Here is a 24,968-nt window from a genome sequence, read left to right as displayed (position 1 = left end):
TCCTATAAAGGCTTGATTTTAATATTTTTAAAATAGACCCGACTCTGCATGTCGTGGGCCTGAAGGGCGATAGTGCCCCCGTTGAGCTCCTCATCGCTCAACTCATATTTATTGACCACTTCATCATTGATTTTGATGGTTACCGTATTGTCTTTTACGATTATGTGCTGGGTAAACCATTGCATATCCTTTACAAAAGTGTTTCTGGTTTTGTCCTCATGGCTTTTGCCATTGGCACGGTTGATACACTTGGAGGCCTCATTGACATGGATCTCATAGCCTTTTTCAGGATAGCCTTTATCCGTATATTCAGTGTGGATGAAAATTCCCGAACTGGCTTTTGGAAAAGTCATAATATCAGCCTTAAGTTCAAAATCCTTCAAATCCTGTCCAATCTCATTTCCATCATAAAACAGGTGTGCCCGTGGTCCATGGGAAACCAACATTCCCCCAAAAATCTGAAAAGCCCTTGGGTTTTCATTCACCGTCCATCCCTCTAGGCTAGTTCCATCAAACAGGCTGATCCAGCCCTCTTCATCCTCGTTGTTGAATCCAAATCCACTTAAGGAGACCCAAATCACTCCGACTAAACCTAAAATTCTCAGTATCTTCATTTTGCTAAAAGTTAGTGTTAAAGTCAGGTAGTTTGCAATAACCTTTCCAAAAATCCTGGACACTTGGCGGAATGTGCTCAAAAAAATAAATTTAACTTAGAAGTTAGTAAAAAGCTGCTTAATCAGCTATAAACTGGCGATATCCTTCTTCTTTTTTATATCTCTAATAATGGATTCCGCATGGGCAATCGAGTTTTCTATAAAAAATTCCCTGGTATTCAGCCCTCCGCATACTACGCCGGCCAAATACACTCCCGGAATGTTAGACTCTTGGTTGGTCTCATCATAGCAGGGCTGCCGGTGTTCATCCAAATTTAGACTCACTCCAATTTGTTCGAGAAGCTCAAAATTTGGCTTATAGCCAGTCATCGCCAGCACAAAGTCATTTTCCAAAATCACATCGCCCTCCGGGGTATTAAGCACGGCCGTAGATGGAGTGATTTCCTTGATCGTGGAATTAAAATAGGCTTTGATACTTCCTTCCCTGATTCTGTTTTCGATATCAGGCAGCACCCAATACTTTACGTTTCTATCTACTGTGTTTTCTTTCAACACCATCGTGACTTCCGCTCCTTTCCTCCAGGTTTCCAAAGCCACATCCACGGCCGAGTTCCCCCCTCCTACTACGATTACTTTTTGACCAATATAAGGCCAGGGCTCTTTATAATAGTGGCTGACTTTGGGAAGATCCTCTCCCGGCACATTCATGAGATTGGGAAGGTCATAAAATCCAGTGGAAATAATAATATGGCGGGCATGGTAAACAGCCTTGGAGGATTTGACTTCAAAGCCGTCTTCCACCTTGCTAATCTTTTCTGCTTTTTCGTAAAGGTTAACCTTTAGGTTGTAATGTTTTTGAACCCTCCTGTAATACTCTAATGCCTCCGTCCGGGTAGGTTTATTGGCCAATGACATGAACGGGACACCCCCCATCTCCAGTTTTTCGGAGGTTGAGAAAAAAGTCATGTTGACCGGATAGTTGAATAAAGAATTGGTGAGTGTTCCTTTTTCAAGGATTACATAGGTGAGGTTGGCTTTAGTCGCTTCGATCCCGCAGGCCAAGCCTATGGGGCCACCCCCGATTATCAAGACATCAATAGTGTTCATCTAAAAAGGTGATTTAATTCTTTTCAGTAGACAAACCCATTTTCAGATAGAGAGTTCAAATAAATTCGAATCATTTGGTTCGGAAAGTGATGGTGTTGTTTTCCGCTTCTTCCTTTCCTACATAAAACTTTTCAGAAATCAACCCACTCCCATCGTGCCCCCAAAGAATGGCAGTCGTGTTAACTGTACCATAATAATCTTCGAGACGAACAAATTGGGCGGACAGGGCGCGCTCCTGAATGAGGGTGACGCCGGTATCTGGCAGCTTTTCATCGGGAATGATCTCCTCGCTTTTGAGGATATCCAGCATCTCGGTCGGATGAAGCTTGTCCAGTAGGATGAGTTCCTGCAAATCTTCTTGAGCCAACTGTTCTTTCGGCCAGTCAGAATTGAGCAATTCGTTGCTAAGAGTGTGAAGTCCCGGCTCAATCTCAATGATATCTTCCCCATAATTGCTCAGGTAATACATCTTCTCGGTATCTGCTACGAGCAAATTAAAACCATCGTATTTATCCATCTTGGTGGAAATTTCCGTCAGGTAGTCAAATGGGGACATGCTGCCCTCCAAAAAGTTTTTGACCAAAAACCCGCGGCTTACAGGGTTTTCTTTGAGGTTGTAAAAATCCCTGTAGTTGGTAATAGCGGCAAACCTTCCCTCAGGGGATATCCCCATCCAGGCTCCTCCACTCTTCAGATCCTTGCCGCCAAAGAAACCGGAATCCCACTGGTGGATGGGTTTGGAAGGCCTATCGAAGACCTCATCTCTATTTCCTACTAATATCAATCTGTACTCAGGGTGAGCAAGCCAATTAAACGTCAGTAAACACATAAACTCTACGCTTTAAAAAGCCAAATATATTATATCTTACCTATATCCAGCCGATAAGTAAAGGGAATTACTAAAAAAATAATTCCCAACTCCAGGTTTATTTCAACTTTTCGAACTTAATCAAACCAAGGGCCAAATTGATTTTTAGAGTTTTTAACACAAATCCCAAACGTGACTCTTGTATCTACGACAAAAATCGTATACCTTTGATACGATAAATATCGTACCAATAAAAATGAACGTAAAACCCACAGAATCAGAACTTGAAATCCTAGGCCTATTATGGGAAACGGGCGAAGCTAGCGTGCGCGAAGTCCATGAAAAGCTTAGTGTGAGCAAAGATACCGGTTACACCACTACGCTGAAACAGATGCAGGTAATGCACGCCAAAGGTCTGCTCGACAGATATGGGGAGGGTCGGGGTCACATCTATAAACCCGCCATCAGCCAAAAGGAAACCCAGACTTCCCTAGTCAAGAATTTCATGTCTTTGGCCTTTGGGGGATCGGCCAAAAAGCTGGTGATGCAGGCTCTAGGCCAAAGTGAACCCTCCAAAGAGGAAATTGCCGAGATAAGAGCATTTTTGAACAAGTTGGAAAATGACAAATAATGGAAACGCTTGATTTTATACTTCCAGAAACCTTCAGGATAGCACTGGGTTGGACCCTGATGCATTCCTTATGGCAGATTTTGATCATTACGCTGGCCTATTACGGCCTGACAAAGATCTGGCACGCCAAATCAGCTGCATTCAAATATAATGCAGGGCTAATAGCACTGGGGGCAATGTTGGTGGCCTCAGGTGCCACAATGGGCTATTATTACCTTCAGGTAGCCCAAACTGAGCACATGGTAATGATCCTTTCGGAAAATGGCTGGCAATATGCATCTCCAACCGGAAATACCGACATAATACTTTCCCTAAAGTCATTGATTGCATCCAACCTCCCTTATATAGTTAACATTTGGCTGTTGGGTGCTGCAATGTTTCCTATTCGGCTTTTGGGAAACCTAGCAGCCTTACAAAATCTTAAGAAGGAAATACAATATACCTTGTCTGATAAATGGATTGATTTTGCCAAAAGACAGACCAGCCAAATGGGCATTCAGCAAAGCGTTCGCTTTGGGATCTCCAAAAAAGGCTCTTCCCCCATTACTTTCGGCTTTCTAAAACCAATTGTGGTAATCCCTGCAAGTTTGCTTTTACAACTTCAACCTGCTCAGTTGGAGGCCATTATCACACATGAATTGGCCCATATCAAAAGGAATGACTACTTCTTCAATGTTTACCAATCCATCTTGGAAGTCATCTTTTTCTACCACCCTTGCTTCTGGTGGGTCAATGCCGAAATAAGAGAACATCGCGAGAAAGCAGCCGACCAACTGGCAATCTCCAGCGGAGTGGCCCCGGAAGATTTGGCCTATGCCCTGGCAGAAGTTCTCAACCATAGCGTGGAAAACAACCCAGAAGTGGCATTGGCAGCAGGTAAAAACAAAAACACAACCCTGGAAAGGATTAAACTTATCCTGGGATATTCAGATACAAAACCCAAATTTCCATCCATAATTTCATACACTATGATTACTACATTGATTCTAAGTGCGACTCTGGCACTCGCCTCCAGCACAAATTCACAAAACGATCTACTGACTAAGGTTTCTGACAACATCACTCTTGACCTACCCAAATATGAAAAGGTCCTCGATACCATCCCCGAAAAGAAAAAAGTGATGGAATTTGAAGTTATAGAAGAAGTGAATGGTGATAAAGAGAAAGGAGAGGATGAAAAAGTCATCAAGAGAATGGTCATTATCAATGGAGACACCCAAATCACAAAATCTCCCAAAATAGTAATGCGCAAGCATATGCTGGACAGTCTTCCGCACAAACTCGACACATCAGTTTTTAAAAAGAAGGATTGGGAAAGAATTGAGAAGCTATTGGAAGAAAATGCCCATAAAATGGAAATCGCAGGTGAGGACTTGCAAAAGCGCATAATGATCTGGACTCAGGAGAATGGACCTCGTCTCGAGGAGTTACAAAACAAGCTCAAAGATAAAGAAGTAGTGATAGTGGAGAGAAACAAGCAGATCACTGCTGAACTAGAGCCAAAACTGAAGGAACTTGAAGCCAAAATGGAAGAATGGCAAAAGGAATTTGCTCCAAAAATGGAAGAGTTTCAGCAAAAAATGGAAGAGTGGCAGAAGAAAAACGACCACCACTTTAAAGAACTGGAAAAGTTGCTTAAAGACGCTTTCAAAGAAGAAAAGCCGGTTAACAAAGAGTCTTAATCGTCATTTTCTTTTTGTTTACCAAAACTTCATCCCCCGTGGTTTTCCCTAATAAAGATTGGGCCACGGGGCTTTTTATGGACACGGCAAACACCTGTTCTCCCTCCACGTCGAGCTTTCCAAAAGGAACACTTATAATAAGTGTCATCCCATCGAGCTCCACAAGCGCACCCAGTTCCACTTTTTCTTTTTGCGATTCCAGTGAAATACTGTTTACCACCTGAAGTTGAGAAGTCAAATCCTGCAACACTTGGGAAAACTTGGTCCTTTCCTGATTGATCATCTCCCTGGAAGTTTCATACTTGTCACCTGCGCTACTTTTAGTCTCCCCTTCCCCCGAGTCATCCAAGGCCTGTAGAGATGATTTGACTTCACTGACTTTCGATTCCAAAGTCGATTTCAGGGCTGCTAATATTGCCTGTTTCTTGTTTTGCATGGTTTGGTGATTAAATGGCGCCTATTTGACACTTTATAAAAATGTATTTTAAAATATCTCCGCAAAATAGCCTTTGTATCCCTTCATTAAAACTTTGGGACCTTTGTGGCCAATTACTTTCTTTATAGGGAGGGAGCAAAAATTAAAGGAAAAGAGACTTCTATTGAAGCCTCTTTATTACTTTTGCAGCATGTCAATCAAAACCGGTTTTATTGCGGGAATTGTTGTATTTCTCGCTTTCATATTGTTCAAAAACACAATTCAGGATGATACTGGCCAGATGGTGTTTGTCATTGCCTTTGTTTTAGCCGAACTTCTTATCATAGGGTTGGTTTACCGCAACTACCGCTGATTAACGACAGCCTACTTTTCTTCGGGTGTCCATCACATAAGTGATTTTCCAATCTCTATTCTCTTTGATCAACTGAAATGAATTCACCCCACAGTGGGAAAAAGAATCATTGACATAAAACTCATAGGGAGTCCAGGCAGAAGCCATCTCACCATCCACTCGAATGTGGTACTCCAGAATCCGCTCATCCAATCGCGTCTCGGCCGGAGTAACGGCAATCCTGTTGACAAAATCACGTACAGAATTTTCGCCCAAAGCAGCCTGCTCGCCGTTTTCGGTCACGGTGTGCATGATAGCTTTTTCATGAAAGACAGCCTCAAGCGCTGCCTGATCCTTATCTCTCATGCCGTCAAAAAGTTTGGCGATCGTATTCTCGACCGCCTTTTCTGAATTTTCCTGGCCAATTGACAATCCGCTGATCATCATCATGGCAATTACCAAAACTGTCCTGATCATTTCTTTTGGCTAAATGACCCCGCTGTATTTTCTTTCACTTCCAACTGCCTGGGATCACCATGGTAAATGATCTTTGCCCCAGTCGCAGCGCTACCTCTTAAAGATTCTTTGACCACAAACTCAGCTTTTCCAGCTGTATTGGCAAAAACCTCCGCATGCTGCACTTCCAAGTCCTTGGCATTGATATCACCGCTTGTCACCGAACGAAGATCCAGATTCTCAGCTGTTCCTCTTACGTAAATCTTCGCATTCGAAGCAGCATCCAATTTCAAGTACTGGGCATTTACCCGTGCTTCTACATAGCTACTGGTGGCTGCCGTGATCCGGATATTTTTGGCATCCATGGGATCTTTTACAAATACTCTTGAACTGGAACTAGCTTCCACCTGGTCAAGGTCCGTGTAAGTGATCTTCACTTTTACAGAAGTGGATCTAAAATTTCCTCTTCCTAGCTTAACTTCCAAGGTCCGGTCAGAAACATTAGTTTCCACCTTATCCAAATCCACTCCACTGGCTAGGATGTGGATTTCGTTTCGATCGCCTTTTTCGAGTTCAGCCTCAATGGCGTTGGAAATTTTCACACTGTTAAATCCCTGCAACTTGCGGGTGTCCTCACTGGTTTGAGCCATCGCCTGCACGGAGGCCAGGATTGCACAAAAGAGCAATAAAGTGATTTTTTTCATAGATAGTAGGTATTAATTAAACTCCTCCATAGAGTTTGAAGGTCATATTTCTCAAAGCCTTATTAGTAGCCGCATAATGCATCGCTTCGGCAATGTCATAAGCGCTCACCCATTCCTCAAAATCCCCATCGGGCATCGCCTCACGGTTTTGGGGAGTGTCGATGATACTTGGCACAAACACGTGAGACCTTACTTTTAGGTCACGGCATTCTTGGGCTACCAAGTCGGCCAGCTGAATCACCAACCCTTTACTCAAAGCATATGCCACCACATCCTTTCCATCTATAGGCTGAAGGGCCGGCCTTGCTCCAACGAAAAGGAAGTTACCTTGGTTGGCTTTTTTCATGCTTGGGAGAAAATATTTAACCATATTAAAGGCACTGAAAAAATTCAGCTTGATCATGCTTTCCACATCTGCCTGGGAGGTGCTTTCAAAACCGCCAAAAGCAAAACCACCCACCAGCATGGCGATGGTGTTGATTTCTCCATATTGAAGGCTAATTTCCTTTGAAAAATCCAGCATTGCAGACTCGTCTGTCACGTCCACTTCATAAATATCATCCACTACCTCCTCCAGCTCATGCTCGCTGTCAGGCTCCACTACTGCGATTACCTTAAAGCCCTCTCTCTTGAATTTTTCAACTACTGATTTGCCCAAATTGCCCGCTGCTCCGGAAATGATAATATTTCTGTCCATCTTTTATTTGTATGATTTAAAAATCTGCCGTAAAGTTTTGAAACAGCAGTATCCATTATTCAAATTTACAAAACTTAACGACAATTGAACCACAATACCCGCAAAGTTCAATTTCCAATTATTAAAGATCATCCTTTATCTTTGTGCCAAATACAACCTATCTAAACTGAATGGAGAATCAGAAGTCCCAAATCCAAGTACGGGAAAAACATAAGCGCAGGGTATTTTTGGTCAAAGTACTAATATATGTGCTTTTATTTGTGTACGGGGAGTTTTTTGCACGCATTATCAATTTCCCCACTGAGGAAATCAAAGGGACTGTTCACAGAATATATGAGGCTGCCACCTTCTTTTTGGCCAGTAACATCCTGATTTCACTGGGCCGGATGGTTTTGGTGCGCTTCTACCTGAGAAAACACCACCTCCAAAGCCTCCACACCAACTTTGTACTTGGAGTCAACCGAATAGCCAGCATTCTCAATGGGATCATTTTCCTGATATCGCTGATGCTGCTTTTCGGGATCAACCCTTTTACCTTCTTCACCAGCATCACCATTGTGGCGGCGGCGATCGCCCTTCTTTCCAAAGATTACATCACCAACATGATCAACGGTCTGATCATCATGTTTTCTGACCAATTGACTCTTGGGGATAACGTGAAGATCGGCGACCAAAAGGGCAAAATCCTCGACGTCACCCTTATCAACCTGGTATTGCTCAACGAGGATGATGACGTGGTAATGATCCCAAACAATACCGTACTGACCAGCCAGGTGATCAACCATAGCAGACAGTATATCAAAAAATTGAGCTTTGAATTTGAGGTAAAGCCGGGGAAACTGAATCTGGATCACTTTGAGCAGGAGCTGCGCGAAACCCTGAATCAATTTGAAGAGGAGGTTACGGCAAATTCTTTTAGCATGAAAACTGTACATATCCAAAAAGACGCAGTAAAGCTCAAATGCCAGTTTTTGCTCAACAACAACGAAAAGCAGACCGAGCGGATCATAAAGAGGAAGGTCAACCAAAAGATAATCGAGCTAAGCAATGAAATCCAATAAGGAAAACCTTTACGCCACTATCTATGAACTGGTCCGGCTGATTCCGGAAGGCCGGGTGACCACTTACGGATCCATAGCCAAAGCACTCGGGCTGGGGAGCGGAGCAAGAGTAGTGGGCTTCGCCATGAATGCCTCCCACACGGAAAACGTGCCCGCCCATCGGGTAGTCAACAGAAATGGGCAACTAACAGGAAAGCATCATTTTCCCACCCCAACTGCTATGGAAACATTACTGAAAGCAGAGGGTGTAAATGTGGAAAATGATCAAATTGTAGACTTTGAGAAACATTTTTGGGACCCCGCTTCTCTAGAGGGCGAAATATGATCCAGAGACAAGTCTTGAGGCCGTATTTAAAGTAGAATTATGAAAGTTTATTTTACATTTACCTATAAAAACTCTGCAAATACAAAAATTTAGTAAAAATTTCTTCATATCATAGCTTTTTAAGTATGGTTTTTGTTTATGTGTCTAATAAGTCAAAATCTATAGAAAACATGGAAAAAGAACTTAAGAGCCATATAGCAGAGAACCTACGAAAACACAGAGTTTTAAGAGGTTACACCCAGGAATACATCGCGGAATTTTTGGGCAAGAAGGATTATACTGCCTATTCTAGGTACGAACAGGGTCGTTCCAACCTCAAAATGGAAGACGCCATCAAGCTAGCAGAACTTTATCAAGTGGATGTGCAAGACCTCATCTCCGTATCCCCCACAATTGCGGGCAATGTGGAAGGCGGCAGCTCCAACGGACACCACATTTCGGTACTTGTCGAACTTGACGGCAGCAATGAAAAGCTGGAAAATAATATCAAAAGACTCAAAAAGATCAACGAATTGATGAGTAAGGAGGAGCTTTAAACCTTTACCTTTTTACTCTTCTTTCTTGCCGCCATCAGGCCGGCAAACATCAGCAATCCGTTAAGGATTAATATTTCAAATCCGAACTTGTAACCTGCAAGCCAAGCTTCGGAGTTCATACTGATAATAAAGGCTAGGGATGGGGCTGCCACTGCAAGGTATGGCACCATCTTATCATTGACCTGCCATTTGGTAAACAAACCAAATGCATACAGTCCCAACAACGGCCCATAGGTATAGCCAGCGATGGTAAATACTGCATTGATTACGCTTTGATCATTGATCCATCTGAAGATCAAAATCACCAAAAACATCAGGCCCGTAAAGGCAAGATGGACCTTCTTTCTGATAGTGTATTGCTTTTCCTTTTCATAGTTCTTCTCTATTTCCAAAAAGTCATAGCAGAAGGAAGTAGTAAGCGCCGTCAGTGTGGAATCAGCACTGGAATAGGCGGCTGCCGTGATACCCAGCACGAAGATAATCCCTGCAAAAGCAGTGAAATGCTGGGTGGCAAGGAATGGATAGAGATCATCTGACCTCAATGGCATCTCTATGCCGTTCGTTTCTGTGTAAAGGTAAAGCAATACGCCCAGAACCAAAATCATCAAATTGACAAAAACCAGGATAATGGTAAACCAGAACATGTTCTTCTGGGCATCCCCGAGGTTTCGGCAGGTGAGGTTTTTCTGCATCATGTCCTGATCCAGGCCCGTCATCACGATGGTGATAAATGCACCCGCCAAAAACTGCTTGAAAAAATTAGTGCCGGCCTGCCAGTCCCAATTGAAAATCTCAGAACGCCGGTCGGTCCCCACCCTATCCACCAGGTCGCCTAAACCAGAAATATTTAGATCCTTTGCTACCAGGTAAATACTCACCCCAATAGCTGCCAGCATAAAAAAGGTCTGTAACGTATCAGTCCACACCACTGTTTTGATCCCCCCTTTGTGGGTATAAAGCCAAATCAAGCCAACCGTAATCAATACCGAAACCCAAAACGGTATCCCCCAGTTGTCAAACAAGATTAATTGCAAAACTCCTGCAACCAAAAACACCCTAATGGAGGAGCCCAAAGTCCTGGACAGTATGAAGAAAAACGCCCCAGTTTTATAAGACCAAAAGCCGAACCTTTGCTCCAAATAGGCATAAATAGAAACCAGATTGAGCTTATAATACAAGGGCAGCAAAACAAGGGCAATCACTGCATAGCCCAGTGTATACCCCAAAACTACTTGAAAATAGTAGAAGTTGGTATTCCCCACCTCTCCTGGAACAGAAATAAAAGTCACCCCGGACAAGGAAGCGCCAATCATCCCAAAAGCCACCAAAAACCACGGAGACTGCCTGTCCCCAGTAAAAAAGGTATCGGCGGTGACCTTTCTGCTGGTAAACCAGGAGATAAGGAACAAGAGGAAAAAATATGCGGTTATGACTATTAGAACTGAAGTGGAATCCATACTGTAATATTATAAACAGCGTTAAAATTGTCTATAATTATTAACTTTGCAAAACTCAATAGTGATCAATGGGAAATGATTAATCCTAAAGCCCACAAAATCACTGAAAATGGGGAGAACTGCCCGATTTTTGCAACGTAAATATGGAGCACCAGAAAAACCCTAACAATTGATATGAAACCTTTAGAACATACCTTAGAAGAAGAAGTAGAAGTCTTGATAGAAGACTTAGTGGACAAAGAGGAGTATGACCTTGTGGTATTCAATGATGACGTGAACACCTTTGAGCATGTTTCGAAGGTGTTGATCAAAGTCTGTAAGCATTCCCAAGAGCAGGCAGAGCAATGTACCCTAATCATTCATTACAAAGGGCAATGCGCCGTGAAGAAAGGCAGCCGTTCCAAATTGAAGCCCATGTGCGAATCAATCCTGGATGCCGGCATTCAGGCGGCCATAGTATAACATCAACCGAGTGAACTTCCCGTCCAAACTTATCGAAGATGCAGTCAGCGAAATAAGCCGCCTACCTGGCATCGGCAAAAAGACAGCCCTTCGCCTGACTTTGCATATTCTCAAACAACCCGAATCCTTTTCTCAATCCCTGACTGCAGCCATTTCAAAGCTTCGCACAGAGATCGGTTATTGTAAAAAGTGCCACAACATAGCGGATCAGGAAATCTGCTCCATTTGCTTGGGCACCCGAAGGGATAGATCAACGATTTGCGTGGTGGAAGATATCCCGGATGTCTTAGCCATTGAAAACACCTCCCAATACAACGGGCTATACCATGTCCTTGGAGGAGTGATAAGTCCAATTCAAGGAATCGGACCAGAGGAGTTGAAAATAGATTCATTATTAAATAGGATCGATGAGCAACTTGGCTCAGACCCGGTTCAGGAAGTGATCTTGGCCCTAAGTGCTACGATGGAAGGTGACACCACTTCCTTTTTCATCACCAGGAAGTTAAAAGAGAAAGGCATCAAGGTCAGCACTATCGCACGTGGCATCCCGATTGGAGGCGAACTCGAATACACGGACGAAGTAACCTTGGGGCGGAGTATTCTCACGAGAGTGAATTACAATCTTGAATAATTTCTAAAAAACTTAGCCCAATTCCTTTGTGGAATTGATCACAGTCTCTATATTTGCACTCACAAAACGGGGGATTAGCTCAGTTGGCTAGAGCGCTACACTGGCAGTGTAGAGGCCATCGGTTCGAATCCGTTATCCTCCACTTCAATAGCTTGTCATTTGACAAGCTATTTTTTTTCGTCTACCCCAAAAACCTATCCACTTATTTACCAAATACTTACACTCATATTTGGAAATAGTAAAAAAATCAAACTATTTTGCACGCTATGTATGTTAAGGGGGTGACCAGCTTCCACCAAACCACTATCTAATGAATATCAGAGCCATCTGCACAGATATCGACGGCACTTTATTGAATAAAGACAGAGAAATTTCCCAAAGAACAATCCAGGCCATCCAAAGCCTTCCGAAAGATTTCCCAATCATATTAGCATCCTCACGCATGCCCTCGGCCATGATCCACCTTCAAAAGGTACTGGACAGAATCGAGAACCCACTCATTTGTTACAATGGTGGATATGTGGTACATTACCTTTCTGCTGACAGGCAGATATTGGGGGATGTCTGCATCCCATTGGACATCTGCGAAAAAATCCAAAACCTTTCAAAAGGCACTGCCATCCATGTCAGTCTGTATGGCCGAGATGACTGGTTTGCCCCAAGAATGGATTTTTGGACTAAAAGGGAAATCCGAAACACAAAAGTTTCTCCTTCCATCCAACCATTTACTTCCGTTATTGACCATTGGAATGACAAAGGATGTGGCGCCCACAAAGTCATGTGCATGGGGCCAGCGGAAGAGATCCAGGCCCTATTTGACCAACTTACCGACACCATTAGCCAAGAGGTGCATCTTTATAGATCCAAGGATACCTATATAGAGATTGCTCCCAAGAAAATATCCAAAGCTTCTGCGCTTAAAGATGTTTTAAGCTTCAATTACGACATAGATATGTCAGAAGTCATGGCTTTTGGAGACAATTATAACGATATGGATTTGCTTCAGGCTGTCGGCCATGGCGTGGCAGTTGGCAACGCCAGACCCGAAGTGAAGGCCGTCGCAAATGAAATCACAACTCCCAGTATTGAAGATGGTGTGGCGGAAATGATTGAAAAATACTGTCTTAGCTAAAGCAAAAGCCCATCCCCACTTTCCGCATCATCTGTGGCCCTATATAGAAAATCCATATAGGGCTGCATTTTGGTGAAAGTATCCAAGGCAATTTTCACCGTAGTGCCTTTTTCGATTTCCTGATCAGGAATCCGTGTGATCACCTCAAAGCTTTTATACCTTAAAAGGTCAATATGCTGATGATCCTGATCATAATCTCTTGGAGAGGTCTTTAGCTTTTCGCCATATAAGCCGCCAAATGTTTTTTTAAATTCAGGTTCATCCATGATTGTCTTTAGTTCATTGCCTGAATAATCTATTTCCTGCCTCACCTGTTTCAGCAATGGGGCCGGCGGGTGATACAGCCCTCCCCCGACAAAACTCCCTTCCGGCTCAAGGTGTAAATAATATCCTGGCCCTACCGACTTTTTTCCCCCTCGGGAAAAATAGGCTGCCATGTTAATCTTGTAAGGCATTTTATTAGGACTGAATCGTATATCCCTATTTTGCCGAAACACGCAGTCCTTTGGGTTAAGACTTTCCAAACCCGGATCGAGTCTTTTCAGACCTGTTAGCAAATCCCCAACTTTCTCCAAAAACTCTTCTTTCACCTCTAAGAACCAGTCCCGATTTTCATCCATCCAGCCCTTTTCATTATTTTGGGCAAGGGTATTCAAAAACTTCAGCGTGTTTGCAGTCATAGCTAAATAAAATCCACTAGGGTTTCCATTTTCATCCCACGGCTTCCTTTGATCAAAATAAGGTAATCCTCCAAAGCCATGTCCTTCAGCCAGTTTCTCAAAGAGAAAGGGTCAGGGAAATACAAGGCATCCGGCGCCTGCTTAAGTGCTGCTTTTGTCAACTCTCCGGCAAAGCATACTTTATCAAAATGGTATTCCTTGACTAGCTGGCCCAATTTTTCATGCTCCTCTTCGCTTTGCTCACCAAGTTCATACATATCGCCGAGAATTACCATCTTATGCTTTTTGCCAGTCATCGCCCCGAAGGTTTTGATGGCACCTTCCATACTAGTTGGATTGGCATTGTAAGCATCCAGCACGATGAGATTGCTTCTTTTCTCCACGAGTTGGGACCGCATATTTGAAGGGGTGTAATTGCATACTGCCTCCACGGCCCTCTCTTCCTCTACCCCGAAAAAATTGCCTACCGCCAATGCTGTGGCTATATTTTCAAAGTTATAGCCTCCCAGCATTTTAGTCTCACACACATTGCCATTTGCGGTCTTGAACTTCACAAAGGGATCGGCACTTACAAAATATGTATGATAGTTGTCAAGGGATTGAGGATAGAGAAAAGGGTCCTTCATTCTTTTGACCATATTCATCAAGATGGGATTGGTACTGTTGACGAAAATCTTGCCGTTGTTTTCAATGAGGTAGTGGTACATCTCCGTCTTGGCCCTGAGCACGCCATCAAACCCTCCAAAACCCTCCAAGTGGGCTTTACCAATATTGGTAATCAAACCATGGGTAGGCTCGGCGATTGCGCAAAGCTCTGCAATATCACCCACTTTGTTGGCACCCATTTCCACAATGCCCAGTTCAACCTTTTTGCCCATTGTCAATAGGGTCAGAGGTACTCCAATGTGATTATTCAGGTTGCCTTTTGTAGCATAGGTTTTAAATTTTGTGCTCAAAACAGCGTTGAGCAACTCCTTTGTAGTTGTCTTACCGTTGGTGCCGGTGATTGCCAGAATTGGGATATTGAGCTGCTTCCTATGATGATTAGCCAGCCGCTGAAGTGCAGTAAGGGCATCATCCACCAAAATGTAGCTGTCATCCTTTTTATTCGGAAGGTATTCTTCATCATCAATTACCGCCACTGAAGCGCCGTTTTTCAAAGCTGTGGCAGCAAATTCATTGGCATTGAAACTTGGGCCTTTCAGGGCAAAAAACATGTTTCCCGGCTGTATATTGCGGGTATCGGTGCTGATGCCCGAAGCATCTTTGTAGGCTAGGTAAAGCTTCTGGAGGTTCATGATTTACAAAAGTTGCGTTTCACTCCCAAAATAAATCAATGCTGGACATCTTCGCATCAATTCTTCCGTTTATTTTAAGTAATTTTAGTATCTATTCTTGCTAAACCGATGAAGTACCCGCTTGTTTTCATTTTTCTCCTACTGAGCCTACCTGCTTTTTCCCAAAGGGTTTTTGAATACAATACTTCCAAAAATTTCGAGATTGACGGCACACCACTCCTGAATCCCTTTGCCGGAGGAATCAACGCCGCCCAATTCCAGACCCTGGATGTGACGGGGGATGGAAATGAGGAATTGATAGTTTGGGATAGGAATACAAGAAACCTGCTGGTGTTTGAAGATAGGAATGGACAGCATGTTCACCGCCCTGACCTTGCCTATACATTTCCTCCCGACATTAGCGGATACCTTATACTAGCAGATTTTGACGGCAACGGCCGGAAAGATTTATTTACCAGTAGTCCATTTGGGATAAAAGCCTATAAAAACACAAGTACCCCGGGGTCAGCTCCATCGTGGGAGGTGGCCATGGAGTTTTTGCGGCTAGAGAACAATTCCAACCTCCAAGCCAACAACTTGGACATCCCAGTTATCATCGATTTGGATGGAGATGGAGACTTGGATATTCTCACATTTAATTTTGCCTCTGGCGACTACTTAGAATACTTTAAAAATACCAGCATGGAAAGGACTGGTCAGCCCGGCATTGACGGCTTTGTGCGGGAAAAAATCCGCTGGGGAAATTTTGAATTTTGCGGCTGCGAGCATTTTGCGTTTGGGTTTACCTGCGGGGGAAATCCCATCCAGGATGTCCAAACGGGAGAAAACCTTCGGACCGAGCATATTGGGGGACACAGTTTGCTTTTGCACGATTTCACGGGAAATGGCGTTTTGGACATGCTTTTGGGACAGGACCAGTGCAATACGCTATATTTTCTTCCAAACACCGGCACCAACACCGAGCCCATATTCAACTCATTTTCCACCGCTCTACCCAACATGGGTGAATTGCCGGAATTCCCCATTTTCCATGTGGCTAGTCTCTACAGAAACGATATGTTGATTTCCACCAATGCCTCCAGCCAGGCACAGGAGTATGGGATTGACTTCTCGACCAGCATCAAGCGGTTTATTGGGGACAGCAATGGCTGGAGTTCACAAGGCCAACCCTTTCTGCAGCAGGACATGGTCGACTTAGGAGAAAATGCCAGACCCTTTTTCCAAGGCAACCAACAGGATGGTGAACTACTGGTAAGCAGCAACCAAATCGTGCAAGGTGAAGTAGTCGGTTCGATTACAAAATTTTCGCTTGACCAAAATGGGTTTTCACTTTTGGAAAGAGACTACCTTAATTTCTCCCAATTGGGATTTACTGACCTGCAATTGCTGGAGGTTGATGGATACCATTTTTTTGCGGGGGTACAAATAATCAATTTCAATCCAGTAAGAAAACTTTTCTGGTCCCGAAACGGCTTCCAGCATGTTGCCCAAAATGAAATCAGCCTTCCGGAAATCACCCTGAGAGGCAATGACCATCTTGAGTTTTTCAAAGAAGAGTCGGACACCTTCTTGCTGGTTGCCAGACAGACCGGTGAATTGATTTTGTACCAAGCTAACCTTAATGACAGCCCATCCTTTACACTTCTGGAGAGGAATTACCTGGGATTTGGGGACAATCCGGTTAACCGCAACCGAGCTGTGAAGGTTGTAGGCGGCGATTTGTATATGATTGATCAAAGGGGGATTTTGGGTCACTATCCGGATTTCAGGCAAGGATCAAATGGCCAGGATAACCTTTTGGAGATTAACGGAACGACCACCACCACGCGCTTGGGAAGAAATAGCTGGATTAGCTCCATACCTTCAGCATTGGGCGGAAATGATGATTTGTTGCTGGGCACAGGAGCTGGTGGGTTGATTTACCTTACTTATAAAGAAGTGGCGACTGATGGGCAATCTTCCAACCTGCAACTGAAAATCTACCCCAACCCCACAACTGATGTAGCTCAGGTGATCACCAACTTCACCGGTGAGCTGCAATTAATCAACCCATTGGGCCAGGTTTTGCAGGAGGGGGTGGCCATCCAAAGTCAATCTTTGACACAAATTGACCTGAGAAACTTTCCTAAAGGGGTTTATATAATTAGAGTGTTGGGAACTGACGGGGGAAGGATCAGCAAAAAGATAATCAAACTTTAACATCAAACTTGTCGGCATCTTCCAAAGCAGGAAACTTTTTACGGAAGGCCAAGAGTGGTTCTTTTTCCAAAGTAATGATGGAAATTTTTTCCCTGTCATCCAAAAAGCAAATCGGCTCACCTTTGAAGGTATATGCGCCGGTATGGCCAACATAAGGCACATCGTTGCCATCTATGCCGATCCGATTGACACCAAAGGAATAGCAGACATTTTCCATTGCCCTTGCCTGTAGGAGCACATCCCAGGCATTCACCCGCGGCGCTGGCCATGAGGCAATGAAAAAGATCACGTCAAAGGCGGGCTTCCCACCAACAAGGTAATTGCGGTTCCAAACGGGGAATCGTAAATCATAACAGATTTGCGGCAAGAATTTCCAGCCTTTGAGCTCCACTATGATGTTTTCCTTTCCCGCACTGAAATGCTCGTCCTCCCCTGCCATTCCAAAGAGGTGTCTCTTATCGTATTGACTAATTACTCCTTCCGGCGTCACCCAAAGCAACCTATTATAATAGTTACCATTGTCTTTGATGATCACACTTCCAGTGATTACTGCTTTGGTTTGGGCGGCCATCTGTTTCATCCATTTGGTGGCCTGCAGATTCATCGGTTCGCCAAGCTCCACTGCATCCATGGAAAAACCTGTGGTAAACATTTCCGGCAAAACTATGAGATCCACATCCTCCTGAATTGACCAAATTTTTTCTTCAAACATGGCCATGTTGGCGGCTTTGTTTTTCCAATATAAGTCAGATTGAATAAGGGCAATTTTCAGGTTGTCGTTCATAGTTAATTATAAAGAGATAACCGCGGAGGCACAGAGCGCACAAAGGAAATATTTCTCTGCGACCTTTGCGTCTCTGCGGTTAGATTATCGTGATTCTTATCTTAACGGGTAAACCATACGGTAATCGGTGGCAACTTTACCTTTGCTCACGTCGATCAGTTTGCTTTTGATCAGTCTTTTCTTCAAGCCCTTGACATAATCGACAAAAAGAATCCCTTCCAAGTGATCATATTCATGCTGGATCACGCGGGCGGTCATTCCGGAAAATTCCTCCTCTTGAAGATTCCAGTTTTCGTCGAAATATTCAATGGTCAGTTTTTCGGGGCGGATGATTTCCGCCCTCACATCGGGGATACTCAGGCAACCTTCCTCAAACCCGAAATGGTCACCGTATTCGTCCAAAATGATCGGGTTGATAAACGCACGGCGTATGCCTTTCTCTTCTTCCTCCTCATCCAGCATCAAGGAACTGTCAATTACGAAAAGGCGTATCCCTTTGTTGATTTGGGGGGCAGCAAGACCAACGCCAGAGGCATGGCCCATGGTATCAAACATATCGGAGATCAATCCGGAGACATCATCTCCCTCCTTGATTTCTTCAGCTTCTTTTTTAAGTATAGGGTTTCCGTAAGCAACGATCGGATAAATCATAATTGATCTAGGTAGGTTTGTAATATGATGGCAGCGCTGACTTTGTCCAGGTTGCCGGCTTTTTCTTTTCTGTCTTTTTTCTTGCTTCCCATGGCGATCATGGATTGCATGGCCATTTTGGAAGTAAATCTTTCGTCTACTAACACGACCTTTTTATCGGGGTATTTGTTTGCCAGCCTGCCTTTAAGATTGATGGCTGGCTGGGTCATCTGGGTATCGGTACCGTCCAGTGACTTGGGATGGCCCACTACAATGGTGTCCACATCCTCTTTGGAAATATAGGCCTCCAGATAGGGAAGCAGGTTTTTGGTTTCTATGGTCTCCAAGGGATTTGCTGTAATCTTCAGCATATCGGTAACGGCCAAGCCGGTCCTTTTTGTTCCCAGATCTATGGCTATAACTCTACCCATCAGTTGGATTGGATTTTAATTTGCACTTTTCTTCTCACTTCCTTTTCCAGCTCCAAAGCTTTGGGAAACAACAGGTCGTTTTCAATTTTGGCATGAATGGCCAGCTCGGCTTCAAAGTTCTGCAGGTGATAATACAGCACTTTCAGTTCCATCGGCGCATTGGCCTCCAGTTGGTAATCATTGGTCAGCTTGCGGATCCCTTCCATTTCATCATCATGCACCTCGTGGGCATGCGCCAAATGGGTTATGCTTTTGGCCTCCAAAAACCTTAAGGCATCAACCAGGTTATAATCCCCTTCCTCCAGATGGTGCAACAAAGCGATTCTTTTGAACAGGGTATCCTCCTCCTCGTGAATGTGGTGCACGAAATCATCCACAAACAAGGGAAACATCAGCCCCATATCAGCAAGCAACTCCTTGTACTTGCCCTCCACACGAATTCCTGCGATCATGTAGGAAAGGAATGGAAGCTGCTGGCATACAAAGTCGTAATGCTTTTTCCGGAGGTATTCCACCAACACTTCGATGGGGTGAAGATAGAGTTCTTCGGATGAGGGTTCTTTCTGACCAGCCCATTTTTCAAGCTCGGCCATCACTTGGGCGGCTTTTACGCGGAATTTGCGGCAGACATCCTCGAGAGATTTTTCCTTATATTGGAAAAAGCTGATACCGAAATAATGCAGAACCGCCGCAAAGACGTAATTATCTTTGACAAGATCTGCAATTGAGGGATTAGAACTGTCTTTAGCATTCGGCATACAATTACAAAAGTAAAATTTTTTGATGTAAAAAGAGGTTAAAATGGTCACCGAAATTGATTTTCTTACGTTTATAAAAACGAAATAGGGTAAAACCTTGTTAAGTTGTATATTTGGAAATATGCTTATTCCATCCTTTTTTAATTTATTAGCCTAAAGATACTGTGAGCGAAGAAAGAAATAAAACAAACCACGAAGACGTGAATCAAAAGAAAAACACCTCAGCTCAAATCCGTTTACCGATTATTTTGGCCTTGGCCATTTCTGCTGGTATTTGGATCGGGGCGACCTTTGCAGAGCCCAAATCAGACCGTAACGACCTGAAGGCGGCCCTTTATAAAATCCAGGAAATCATCACTTATATCAACAGGGACTATGTGGACAGTGTCAACACTAATGAACTTGTCGAGCATGGTATAGAAAAGATGTTGGAAAAACTGGATCCGCACTCGGCTTACATTCCAGCCAAAGATGCCCAGCTTGCCAAGTCCCAGTTGGACGGTGAGTTTGACGGTATCGGTATCGAGTTTGGTGTTTTGAGGGACACGATTTATGTGGTAGCCCCACTTACCGGTGGACCATCCGAGAAAGTAGGCCTGCAGTCCGGTGACCAGATCATCAAGGTTGACGGAGAAACTGTGGCGGGCACTGGGGTGACCAATAGAGATGTGTTTGACCTACTGAGAGGACCAAAAGGCAGCAAGGTAGAGCTTACCGTTAAGAGAAAAAACAACAGGGACCTTCTGGATTACTCTATCACCAGAGATAAAATCCCTCAATACAGTGTCAATGCCACCTACATGGTAAACAATGACATTGGCTATATTAAAGTAACCCGATTTGCTGCCACTACTTATGATGAATTCAAAGCTGCGGTGGAAGAATTGAAGGAAAAGGGCATGAGCAAGCTTATCCTCGATCTGCAAGGCAACCCTGGAGGCTATATGGGAGCAGCTATCAATATGGCTGATGAGATTTTGGGTGAAAACGCCATGATCGTATCCCAACAAGGCAAATTGAACAGATACAACCAGAAAGCCTTTGCTGTGAAGCCGGGCATATTTGAAGACGGCTCCGTGATCGTATTGATCAACGAAGGGAGTGCCTCTGCCTCTGAAATTGTGGCAGGTGCGATACAGGATAATGACCGTGGGCTTATCGTGGGGAGAAGGTCATTTGGGAAAGGGCTTGTTCAAATGCCTATCGACCTTTCTGACGGAGCGGAACTTAGGTTAACTATTGCCCGTTATTACACCCCATCCGGTAGATCTATCCAAAAACCATATGGTGAGGGTGAAGATTATGGTAAGGACTGGCTAAACCGCTTAGAGCATGGGGAATTTTTCTCGGCTGACAGCATCAAATTTGACGATAGCTTGAGATACGAGACCAAAGGAGGAAGAGCAGTATACGGCGGAGGTGGCATCATGCCGGATTTCTTTGTTCCATTGGACACCACCATGAATAGCCCTTATGTAGGCAAACTATTCAGCACTGACTCGGCGAGGGAATTCATTCTAGGTTACGTTGACAAGAACAAAGGCAAATTTGACAACATGTCCTTTGAGGAATATTACAACAACTTTGAGGTGTCGGAATCCATGCTACAGGAGTTGATCAAAATTGGCGAGGAAAACAAAGTCAAGTTTGACGAGAAGGATTACAAGAAATCTAAAGACTATTTAAAGATTCTGGTCAAGGCGCATATGAGTAGAAATATTTATGATGATAATGCTTTCTATAAGATTGTCAACGACATCAATGAAGTATATCAGCAGGCCTTGAATCTATTTGATGAAGCCGCTAAACTGGCTTTCCAAGACAAGAGATAAATATTATTATATAAAATAAAGCGGGTAGATTATTCTATCCGCTTTTTTATTGCCCAATCTTTTAACCTACAGAAATGAAAAAGTTAATTTTCAGCTTTTGCTTCTTTACAACTTTAATTATGAACGCATCTGCCCAAAATCTCCAGGTTAGGCTTAATCACATTGCCCTTCAGGTAAAGGAACTAGAAACCAGCCGAGACTTTTACAAAAATGTAATAGGCCTGCCTCAAATCCAAGATCCATTCAATGATGACATCCACGCTTGGCTCGACATGGGAGGCAGCCAGCTCCATCTCATCGAAGGGGGCATTGATGAGGGCGAGAAGGACAAAAACAACCACTTGTGCTTCAGTGTAAATGACATGGAAGCTTTTATTCAACAATTAAAAAAACATAACGTCACCTTTTCCGATTGGCCTGGCGAAGAAGGTGCCATCACCGTCCGCCCCGACGGGATCAGGCAGATATACTTCAAAGATCCCGATGGACATTGGATTGAAGTGAATGATGATCACGGTTCTAATAAATAAATCCGAACAAGAAACCGATGGATACTATCAATTCTATCAGGTAATTTGGAGAAAGAAAGCTATTGGGAAATAATAATTTCTTGAATTATTTTAATAGAAAATCTTTAACGATTAAATAGCCCTTATTACTAGGAGAACATACTGAAATAACCATGGGAATCAAAGAGAAAATAATCGAAAAAGTCCAAAACATAGAGGATGAAGACACATTAGAACATCTACTGGAAATCATAAATGCTGAACTAGATTTAGAGGAGGAAGTGTATCAACTCAGCCAGGAAGAGAGAGCTTCAATCTTAGAAGGAGAGCAAGATATAAAAGAAGGAAGAACGCATACCCAGGAAGAAGTCCGCAAAATTACCGACGAATGGTTCAAAAAGAGGTAATATGGTCTTCTAAGGCCATTTTGGACAAAATTAAAATCCAGACCAGATCTTCCAAAAGTCAGAGTTAAAATTGTCAATCACTACTCAAAATCCCCGTGCTAAGTAATGGGGCTAATCGTAAGATAGGATAAATTAATCATTATGCTAGCCCACTCATAAACAAAGGCTACCCAATCAAGAGTAGCCTTTTATCATTCTATCATATACTATTAAGCTGCAACTATGGTCAATTTAATAGCAATCCAAATCCGCTCCACTATCCCAATACCCCTAGTGGACCCGACGAGGACCCGACGAGGACCCGACGAGGAGGCGACTTGGAAGTAAGTTTCCCTTCAGATTACGGTAAACTTACTCATTGCATTAACTTAGTCTTCGTTATTGTATAGATCGCTAGGCCATCTATCATTGCTACTGTTGATATCTGGCAGCACGCGGTCAGGATCGATCTGAATAGAGGTGATTTTCTTGTCGGTTTGGATCATGTGGTTCCAACTGTCCCCTCTTTGCCAAATTTCCACTGGAAGCGTTTTTCGCTCTTTGGAGCCATCATCAAAAGTGATCTCCATCAACACTGGCATGGGAATGTCTCCACGGTTTGAGATGGCCACCACATAATTTCCAGGGCCATAAGGGTAAACACCGTTAATGGCCAAATCAATGTTTTCAGTCCCATAGAACCAACCATTCCAGAACCAAGACAGGTTTTCACCGGCAACGTTCTCCATGTGGTTGAAGAAGTCATTTGGTTGTGGATGCTTGAATGCCCAAGTTTTGATATACGACTTAAAGGCATTGTCGAAGCGCTCCTCTCCCAGGATGTATTCTCTCAACATGATCAAGCCCATGGCCGGCTTCATGTAGGCGATCATTCCCAGGTTACGGGTATTGGCCACGTCAGGATACGTATCTATGCCTTCTCTGTCTTTGCTGGTCAGCCAGTTGGTGAACCTTCTCGTCTGGTTCAAGGTAGAGCTGTATTCTCCTTCATTAAAATCAAGGGTGCTGTAGTGATTGATGAATGTATTGAAACCTTCATCCATCCAGGCATATCTTCTTTCGTTGGTACCCACAATCATTGGGAACCAGTTGTGTCCAAACTCGTGGTCGGTCACTCCCCAAAGCGATTCGCCGGTAGACTCATAGCCGCAGAAGTTCAAACCAGGATACTCCATCCCTCCTATATCAGCCGCCACGTTTACGGCAGCAGGGTAAGGATATTCATACCATTTTTCCGAATAATGCTCAATCGAGGCTTTGCTATACTCGGTGGACCTGCTCCAGGCATCTTCCCCATCGCTCTCCTTAGGGTAGGCCGACTGGGCGATTATCTTTTTGCCGCTAGGCAAATTGATTTTGGCGGCATCCCAAATAAAGGCCTTGGATGATGCAAAAGCAACATCTCTGGAATTGTTGATCTTGAAATGCCAAGTTACCTTGCCATCCTGACGGGGACGGGTAAGGCTTGTATTCCCCACCTCATCTGGACTGATGATATAAACGGTGGAATCACTATCGGCAGCTCTGCTTAACCTGTTTTGCAGCTCTCTCGGCACTACCTGATTGGTATTTTGAAGAGCACCTGACCCTACCACAATATGGTCATAAGGCACCGTCACTTTGTAATCAAAATCCCCATAACCTAGATAAAACTCTCCTGCGCCAAGATATGGCTCTACGTTCCAACCTGTCACATCATCAAATACAGCTACTTTGGGATACCATTGGGCCAAAGCGTAGATCACACCATCTTCAACTTCCAATCTTCCCATTCGGTCCATTCCCTGAACAGGGATTTTGAATTTGAAATCCATGGAGATGGTAGCCTGTCCACCATTGGCAGAAATTGGCTCTTCCAAGAAAACCTGCATTCTGGTGTCATCGATTAAATAACGATTGGAGGCGGCTCCTCTCCTTCCCACTCTTGCACTTACATTTTGGATTTCAAACCCACCATCAGTATCGCCAGAGTAGCGGTTGCCTTGAATGGGGGTTGTCAATGTCCCCCTGCTGTCTTCTTTGAATCTGTTTTGCTCCAAATGAAGCCAAACGAAATCCAGGTCCATGGGACTATTGTTGTGATAGGTGATCGTCACCGTCCCGGCCAAGGTATGTTCATCCTCATCCAGTTCTACTTCCATGGCGTAATCAGCGCCATTTTGCCAGTATTGAGGCCCCGGAGTACCCATTGCCGTACGGTATGGGGATCCTTGTCTATCGGTAAATTCATTGAATTTCTCCTGCTGGGTGGTGTTGGCTTGCTGCGCATCCACTGCGGTCAACATCCCCACAAGAGAACAGGAAAGAAAAATTTTCCGCCAAACGTTCTTCATGATGTATATGGAATTTTTGTTATCCTGCTAAAATAGG

General features: G+C 43.8%; 28 protein-coding genes and 1 tRNA gene. 14 read left to right on the top strand and 15 right to left on the bottom strand.

Annotated elements, in window-relative coordinates:
• Window positions 1-2: 2 nt before the first annotated feature.
• From KI659_RS00940 to KI659_RS00930, 3 genes are all read right to left on the bottom strand, one after another.
• Window positions 3-614 carry a 3-keto-disaccharide hydrolase gene (locus KI659_RS00940; protein WP_213943465.1) on the bottom strand — a complete coding sequence of 204 codons (612 nt, stop codon included), beginning with the start codon at window positions 612-614 and terminating at the stop codon, window positions 3-5.
• A gap of 126 nt (window positions 615-740) precedes the next feature.
• Window positions 741-1,721, bottom strand: coding sequence for a YpdA family putative bacillithiol disulfide reductase (locus KI659_RS00935; protein WP_213943464.1), 981 nt, complete (start codon window positions 1,719-1,721; stop codon window positions 741-743).
• 70 nt (window positions 1,722-1,791) lie between these two features.
• Window positions 1,792-2,550, bottom strand: coding sequence for an NRDE family protein (locus KI659_RS00930; protein WP_213943463.1), 759 nt, complete (start codon window positions 2,548-2,550; stop codon window positions 1,792-1,794).
• A gap of 235 nt (window positions 2,551-2,785) precedes the next feature.
• Here KI659_RS00930 and KI659_RS00925 point away from each other — a divergent pair, with 235 nt between their 5' ends.
• Together KI659_RS00925 and KI659_RS00920 are read left to right on the top strand one after the other, a co-directional pair.
• Window positions 2,786-3,160 (top strand): BlaI/MecI/CopY family transcriptional regulator, encoded by a 375-nt coding sequence (locus KI659_RS00925; RefSeq protein WP_213943462.1) that lies wholly within the window; start codon window positions 2,786-2,788, stop codon window positions 3,158-3,160.
• Window positions 3,160-4,842: a M56 family metallopeptidase gene (locus KI659_RS00920; RefSeq protein ID WP_213943461.1), complete on the top strand. Its 1,683-nt coding sequence runs from the start codon at window positions 3,160-3,162 to the stop codon at window positions 4,840-4,842. Before KI659_RS00925 ends, KI659_RS00920 begins: the two co-directional genes overlap by 1 nt.
• Here KI659_RS00920 and KI659_RS00915 read toward each other — a convergent pair.
• Entirely contained in the window at window positions 4,826-5,278 is a 453-nt protein-coding gene (locus KI659_RS00915) for a GreA/GreB family elongation factor (RefSeq protein WP_213943460.1), read from the bottom strand. The two genes, KI659_RS00920 and KI659_RS00915, sit on opposite strands and share 17 nt — an antisense overlap.
• Window positions 5,279-5,468: 190 nt before the next feature.
• Here KI659_RS00915 and KI659_RS00910 point away from each other — a divergent pair, with 190 nt between their 5' ends.
• On the top strand, window positions 5,469-5,630 hold the full coding sequence (locus KI659_RS00910) for a hypothetical protein (RefSeq protein WP_213943459.1): 162 nt from the start codon (window positions 5,469-5,471) through the stop codon (window positions 5,628-5,630).
• Here KI659_RS00910 and KI659_RS00905 read toward each other — a convergent pair whose 3' ends face one another.
• Genes KI659_RS00905 through KI659_RS00895 form a run of 3 tightly spaced genes read right to left on the bottom strand, consistent with a single transcriptional unit; the run spans window position 5,631 to window position 7,466 of the window.
• Window positions 5,631-6,086 (bottom strand): nuclear transport factor 2 family protein, encoded by a 456-nt coding sequence (locus tag KI659_RS00905; protein WP_246535244.1) that lies wholly within the window; start codon window positions 6,084-6,086, stop codon window positions 5,631-5,633. It abuts the gene before it with no gap.
• A complete protein-coding gene (locus KI659_RS00900) occupies window positions 6,083-6,769 on the bottom strand; it encodes a head GIN domain-containing protein (RefSeq protein WP_213943458.1) in 687 nt (228 codons plus the stop codon). Before KI659_RS00900 ends, KI659_RS00905 begins: the two co-directional genes overlap by 4 nt.
• A 16-nt stretch (window positions 6,770-6,785) precedes the next feature.
• Entirely contained in the window at window positions 6,786-7,466 is a 681-nt protein-coding gene (locus KI659_RS00895) for an SDR family NAD(P)-dependent oxidoreductase (protein WP_213943457.1), read from the bottom strand.
• Window positions 7,467-7,636: 170 nt separating this feature from the next.
• Between KI659_RS00895 and KI659_RS00890 the strand changes: the two genes are divergently transcribed.
• The 3 genes from KI659_RS00890 (at window position 7,637) to KI659_RS00880 (ending at window position 9,388) form a co-directional block, all read left to right on the top strand.
• The gene (locus tag KI659_RS00890) at window positions 7,637-8,527 is read left to right on the top strand and encodes a mechanosensitive ion channel family protein (protein WP_213943456.1); all 891 of its coding nucleotides are present in this window, start codon (window positions 7,637-7,639) and stop codon (window positions 8,525-8,527) included.
• Complete coding sequence (locus KI659_RS00885; RefSeq protein WP_213943455.1) at window positions 8,514-8,852, top strand: MGMT family protein; 339 nt, start codon at window positions 8,514-8,516, stop codon at window positions 8,850-8,852. The genes KI659_RS00890 and KI659_RS00885 overlap by 14 nt, the downstream gene beginning before the upstream one ends.
• A gap of 170 nt (window positions 8,853-9,022) precedes the next feature.
• The gene (locus KI659_RS00880; RefSeq protein WP_213943454.1) at window positions 9,023-9,388 is read left to right on the top strand and encodes a helix-turn-helix domain-containing protein; all 366 of its coding nucleotides are present in this window, start codon (window positions 9,023-9,025) and stop codon (window positions 9,386-9,388) included.
• Here the strand turns inward: KI659_RS00880 and KI659_RS00875 are convergent.
• Window positions 9,385-10,845, bottom strand: a complete 1,461-nt coding sequence (locus tag KI659_RS00875) for a sodium:solute symporter (RefSeq protein WP_213943453.1) — start codon at window positions 10,843-10,845, stop codon at window positions 9,385-9,387. The two genes, KI659_RS00880 and KI659_RS00875, sit on opposite strands and share 4 nt — an antisense overlap.
• Window positions 10,846-11,019: 174 nt before the next feature.
• Here KI659_RS00875 and KI659_RS00870 point away from each other — a divergent pair, with 174 nt between their 5' ends.
• From KI659_RS00870 to KI659_RS00855, 4 genes are all read left to right on the top strand, one after another.
• Window positions 11,020-11,307 (top strand): ATP-dependent Clp protease adaptor ClpS, encoded by a 288-nt coding sequence (locus KI659_RS00870; protein ID WP_213943452.1) that lies wholly within the window; start codon window positions 11,020-11,022, stop codon window positions 11,305-11,307.
• 10 nt (window positions 11,308-11,317) lie between these two features.
• The gene (recR, locus tag KI659_RS00865; protein WP_213943451.1) at window positions 11,318-11,938 is read left to right on the top strand and encodes a recombination mediator RecR; all 621 of its coding nucleotides are present in this window, start codon (window positions 11,318-11,320) and stop codon (window positions 11,936-11,938) included.
• A gap of 68 nt (window positions 11,939-12,006) precedes the next feature.
• A tRNA-Ala gene (locus tag KI659_RS00860) sits at window positions 12,007-12,080 on the top strand.
• Window positions 12,081-12,248: 168 nt separating this feature from the next.
• Window positions 12,249-13,070 (top strand): Cof-type HAD-IIB family hydrolase, encoded by an 822-nt coding sequence (locus tag KI659_RS00855; RefSeq protein WP_213943450.1) that lies wholly within the window; start codon window positions 12,249-12,251, stop codon window positions 13,068-13,070.
• Here the strand turns inward: KI659_RS00855 and KI659_RS00850 are convergent.
• Both KI659_RS00850 and KI659_RS00845 read right to left on the bottom strand, forming a co-directional pair.
• Window positions 13,067-13,750: a DUF2461 domain-containing protein gene (locus KI659_RS00850; RefSeq protein WP_213943449.1), complete on the bottom strand. Its 684-nt coding sequence runs from the start codon at window positions 13,748-13,750 to the stop codon at window positions 13,067-13,069. The genes KI659_RS00855 and KI659_RS00850 overlap by 4 nt on opposite strands.
• 2 nt (window positions 13,751-13,752) lie before the next feature.
• Window positions 13,753-15,048 carry a UDP-N-acetylmuramoyl-tripeptide--D-alanyl-D-alanine ligase gene (locus KI659_RS00845; RefSeq protein ID WP_213943448.1) on the bottom strand — a complete coding sequence of 432 codons (1,296 nt, stop codon included), beginning with the start codon at window positions 15,046-15,048 and terminating at the stop codon, window positions 13,753-13,755.
• A 108-nt stretch (window positions 15,049-15,156) separates the two neighbouring features.
• Between KI659_RS00845 and KI659_RS00840 the strand changes: the two genes are divergently transcribed.
• The gene (locus KI659_RS00840; protein WP_213943447.1) at window positions 15,157-17,247 is read left to right on the top strand and encodes a T9SS type A sorting domain-containing protein; all 2,091 of its coding nucleotides are present in this window, start codon (window positions 15,157-15,159) and stop codon (window positions 17,245-17,247) included.
• On the opposite strand, the gene KI659_RS00835 is transcribed toward KI659_RS00840, so the two are convergent.
• The 4 genes from KI659_RS00835 to KI659_RS00820 all read right to left on the bottom strand — a co-directional run bounded on the left by KI659_RS00835 (window position 17,237) and on the right by KI659_RS00820 (window position 19,850).
• Window positions 17,237-18,031, bottom strand: a complete 795-nt coding sequence (locus tag KI659_RS00835; protein ID WP_213943446.1) for an amidohydrolase — start codon at window positions 18,029-18,031, stop codon at window positions 17,237-17,239. The genes KI659_RS00840 and KI659_RS00835 overlap by 11 nt on opposite strands.
• A 96-nt stretch (window positions 18,032-18,127) precedes the next feature.
• Window positions 18,128-18,682 carry a peptide deformylase gene (def, locus tag KI659_RS00830; RefSeq protein WP_213943445.1) on the bottom strand — a complete coding sequence of 185 codons (555 nt, stop codon included), beginning with the start codon at window positions 18,680-18,682 and terminating at the stop codon, window positions 18,128-18,130.
• Window positions 18,679-19,092: a Holliday junction resolvase RuvX gene (gene ruvX / locus KI659_RS00825; RefSeq protein WP_213943444.1), complete on the bottom strand. Its 414-nt coding sequence runs from the start codon at window positions 19,090-19,092 to the stop codon at window positions 18,679-18,681. The genes def and ruvX overlap by 4 nt, the downstream gene beginning before the upstream one ends.
• Entirely contained in the window at window positions 19,092-19,850 is a 759-nt protein-coding gene (locus tag KI659_RS00820; protein WP_213943443.1) for a hemerythrin HHE cation-binding protein, read from the bottom strand. The genes ruvX and KI659_RS00820 overlap by 1 nt, the downstream gene beginning before the upstream one ends.
• 200 nt (window positions 19,851-20,050) lie before the next feature.
• On the opposite strand from KI659_RS00820, the gene KI659_RS00815 reads away from it, so the two are divergent.
• The 3 genes from KI659_RS00815 (at window position 20,051) to KI659_RS00805 (ending at window position 22,598) form a co-directional block, all read left to right on the top strand.
• Complete coding sequence (locus tag KI659_RS00815) at window positions 20,051-21,682, top strand: S41 family peptidase (RefSeq protein WP_213943442.1); 1,632 nt, start codon at window positions 20,051-20,053, stop codon at window positions 21,680-21,682.
• A gap of 74 nt (window positions 21,683-21,756) precedes the next feature.
• A complete protein-coding gene (locus KI659_RS00810) occupies window positions 21,757-22,212 on the top strand; it encodes a VOC family protein (RefSeq protein ID WP_246535243.1) in 456 nt (151 codons plus the stop codon).
• 152 nt (window positions 22,213-22,364) lie between these two features.
• Window positions 22,365-22,598 (top strand): hypothetical protein, encoded by a 234-nt coding sequence (locus KI659_RS00805; RefSeq protein WP_213943441.1) that lies wholly within the window; start codon window positions 22,365-22,367, stop codon window positions 22,596-22,598.
• A gap of 368 nt (window positions 22,599-22,966) precedes the next feature.
• On the opposite strand, the gene KI659_RS00800 is transcribed toward KI659_RS00805, so the two are convergent.
• On the bottom strand, window positions 22,967-24,931 hold the full coding sequence (locus KI659_RS00800; RefSeq protein WP_213943440.1) for a M1 family metallopeptidase: 1,965 nt from the start codon (window positions 24,929-24,931) through the stop codon (window positions 22,967-22,969).
• Window positions 24,932-24,968: the final 37 nt, after the last annotated feature.

It is taken from the genome of Litoribacter ruber, from assembly GCF_018449405.1.
In the GTDB taxonomy this organism is placed as follows: Bacteria; Bacteroidota; Bacteroidia; order Cytophagales; family Cyclobacteriaceae; genus Litoribacter; species Litoribacter ruber.
The sequence above is the reverse complement of the archived record's forward strand: the minus strand, read 5'-3'. Positions and strand labels throughout refer to the sequence as shown.

Bases quoted from the DNA above. Each gene is read 5' to 3' on its own strand.
- KI659_RS00940 (WP_213943465.1), bottom strand. From the start codon at position 614: ATGAAGATACTGAGAATTTTAGGTTTAGTCGGAGTGATTTGGGTCTCC.
- KI659_RS00935 (WP_213943464.1), bottom strand. From the start codon at position 1,721: ATGAACACTATTGATGTCTTGATAATCGGGGGTGGCCCCATAGGCTTG.
- KI659_RS00930 (WP_213943463.1), bottom strand. From the start codon at position 2,550: ATGTGTTTACTGACGTTTAATTGGCTTGCTCACCCTGAGTACAGATTG.
- KI659_RS00925 (WP_213943462.1), top strand. From the start codon at position 2,786: ATGAACGTAAAACCCACAGAATCAGAACTTGAAATCCTAGGCCTATTA.
- KI659_RS00920 (WP_213943461.1), top strand. From the start codon at position 3,160: ATGGAAACGCTTGATTTTATACTTCCAGAAACCTTCAGGATAGCACTG.
- KI659_RS00915 (WP_213943460.1), bottom strand. From the start codon at position 5,278: ATGCAAAACAAGAAACAGGCAATATTAGCAGCCCTGAAATCGACTTTG.
- KI659_RS00910 (WP_213943459.1), top strand. From the start codon at position 5,469: ATGTCAATCAAAACCGGTTTTATTGCGGGAATTGTTGTATTTCTCGCT.
- KI659_RS00905 (WP_246535244.1), bottom strand. From the start codon at position 6,086: ATGATCAGGACAGTTTTGGTAATTGCCATGATGATGATCAGCGGATTG.
- KI659_RS00900 (WP_213943458.1), bottom strand. From the start codon at position 6,769: ATGAAAAAAATCACTTTATTGCTCTTTTGTGCAATCCTGGCCTCCGTG.
- KI659_RS00895 (WP_213943457.1), bottom strand. From the start codon at position 7,466: ATGGACAGAAATATTATCATTTCCGGAGCAGCGGGCAATTTGGGCAAA.
- KI659_RS00890 (WP_213943456.1), top strand. From the start codon at position 7,637: ATGGAGAATCAGAAGTCCCAAATCCAAGTACGGGAAAAACATAAGCGC.
- KI659_RS00885 (WP_213943455.1), top strand. From the start codon at position 8,514: ATGAAATCCAATAAGGAAAACCTTTACGCCACTATCTATGAACTGGTC.
- KI659_RS00880 (WP_213943454.1), top strand. From the start codon at position 9,023: ATGGAAAAAGAACTTAAGAGCCATATAGCAGAGAACCTACGAAAACAC.
- KI659_RS00875 (WP_213943453.1), bottom strand. From the start codon at position 10,845: ATGGATTCCACTTCAGTTCTAATAGTCATAACCGCATATTTTTTCCTC.
- KI659_RS00870 (WP_213943452.1), top strand. From the start codon at position 11,020: ATGAAACCTTTAGAACATACCTTAGAAGAAGAAGTAGAAGTCTTGATA.
- KI659_RS00855 (WP_213943450.1), top strand. From the start codon at position 12,249: ATGAATATCAGAGCCATCTGCACAGATATCGACGGCACTTTATTGAAT.
- KI659_RS00850 (WP_213943449.1), bottom strand. From the start codon at position 13,750: ATGACTGCAAACACGCTGAAGTTTTTGAATACCCTTGCCCAAAATAAT.
- KI659_RS00845 (WP_213943448.1), bottom strand. From the start codon at position 15,048: ATGAACCTCCAGAAGCTTTACCTAGCCTACAAAGATGCTTCGGGCATC.
- KI659_RS00840 (WP_213943447.1), top strand. From the start codon at position 15,157: ATGAAGTACCCGCTTGTTTTCATTTTTCTCCTACTGAGCCTACCTGCT.
- KI659_RS00835 (WP_213943446.1), bottom strand. From the start codon at position 18,031: ATGAACGACAACCTGAAAATTGCCCTTATTCAATCTGACTTATATTGG.
- def (WP_213943445.1), bottom strand. From the start codon at position 18,682: ATGATTTATCCGATCGTTGCTTACGGAAACCCTATACTTAAAAAAGAA.
- ruvX (WP_213943444.1), bottom strand. From the start codon at position 19,092: ATGGGTAGAGTTATAGCCATAGATCTGGGAACAAAAAGGACCGGCTTG.
- KI659_RS00820 (WP_213943443.1), bottom strand. From the start codon at position 19,850: ATGCCGAATGCTAAAGACAGTTCTAATCCCTCAATTGCAGATCTTGTC.
- KI659_RS00810 (WP_246535243.1), top strand. From the start codon at position 21,757: ATGAAAAAGTTAATTTTCAGCTTTTGCTTCTTTACAACTTTAATTATG.
- KI659_RS00805 (WP_213943441.1), top strand. From the start codon at position 22,365: ATGGGAATCAAAGAGAAAATAATCGAAAAAGTCCAAAACATAGAGGAT.
- KI659_RS00800 (WP_213943440.1), bottom strand. From the start codon at position 24,931: ATGAAGAACGTTTGGCGGAAAATTTTTCTTTCCTGTTCTCTTGTGGGG.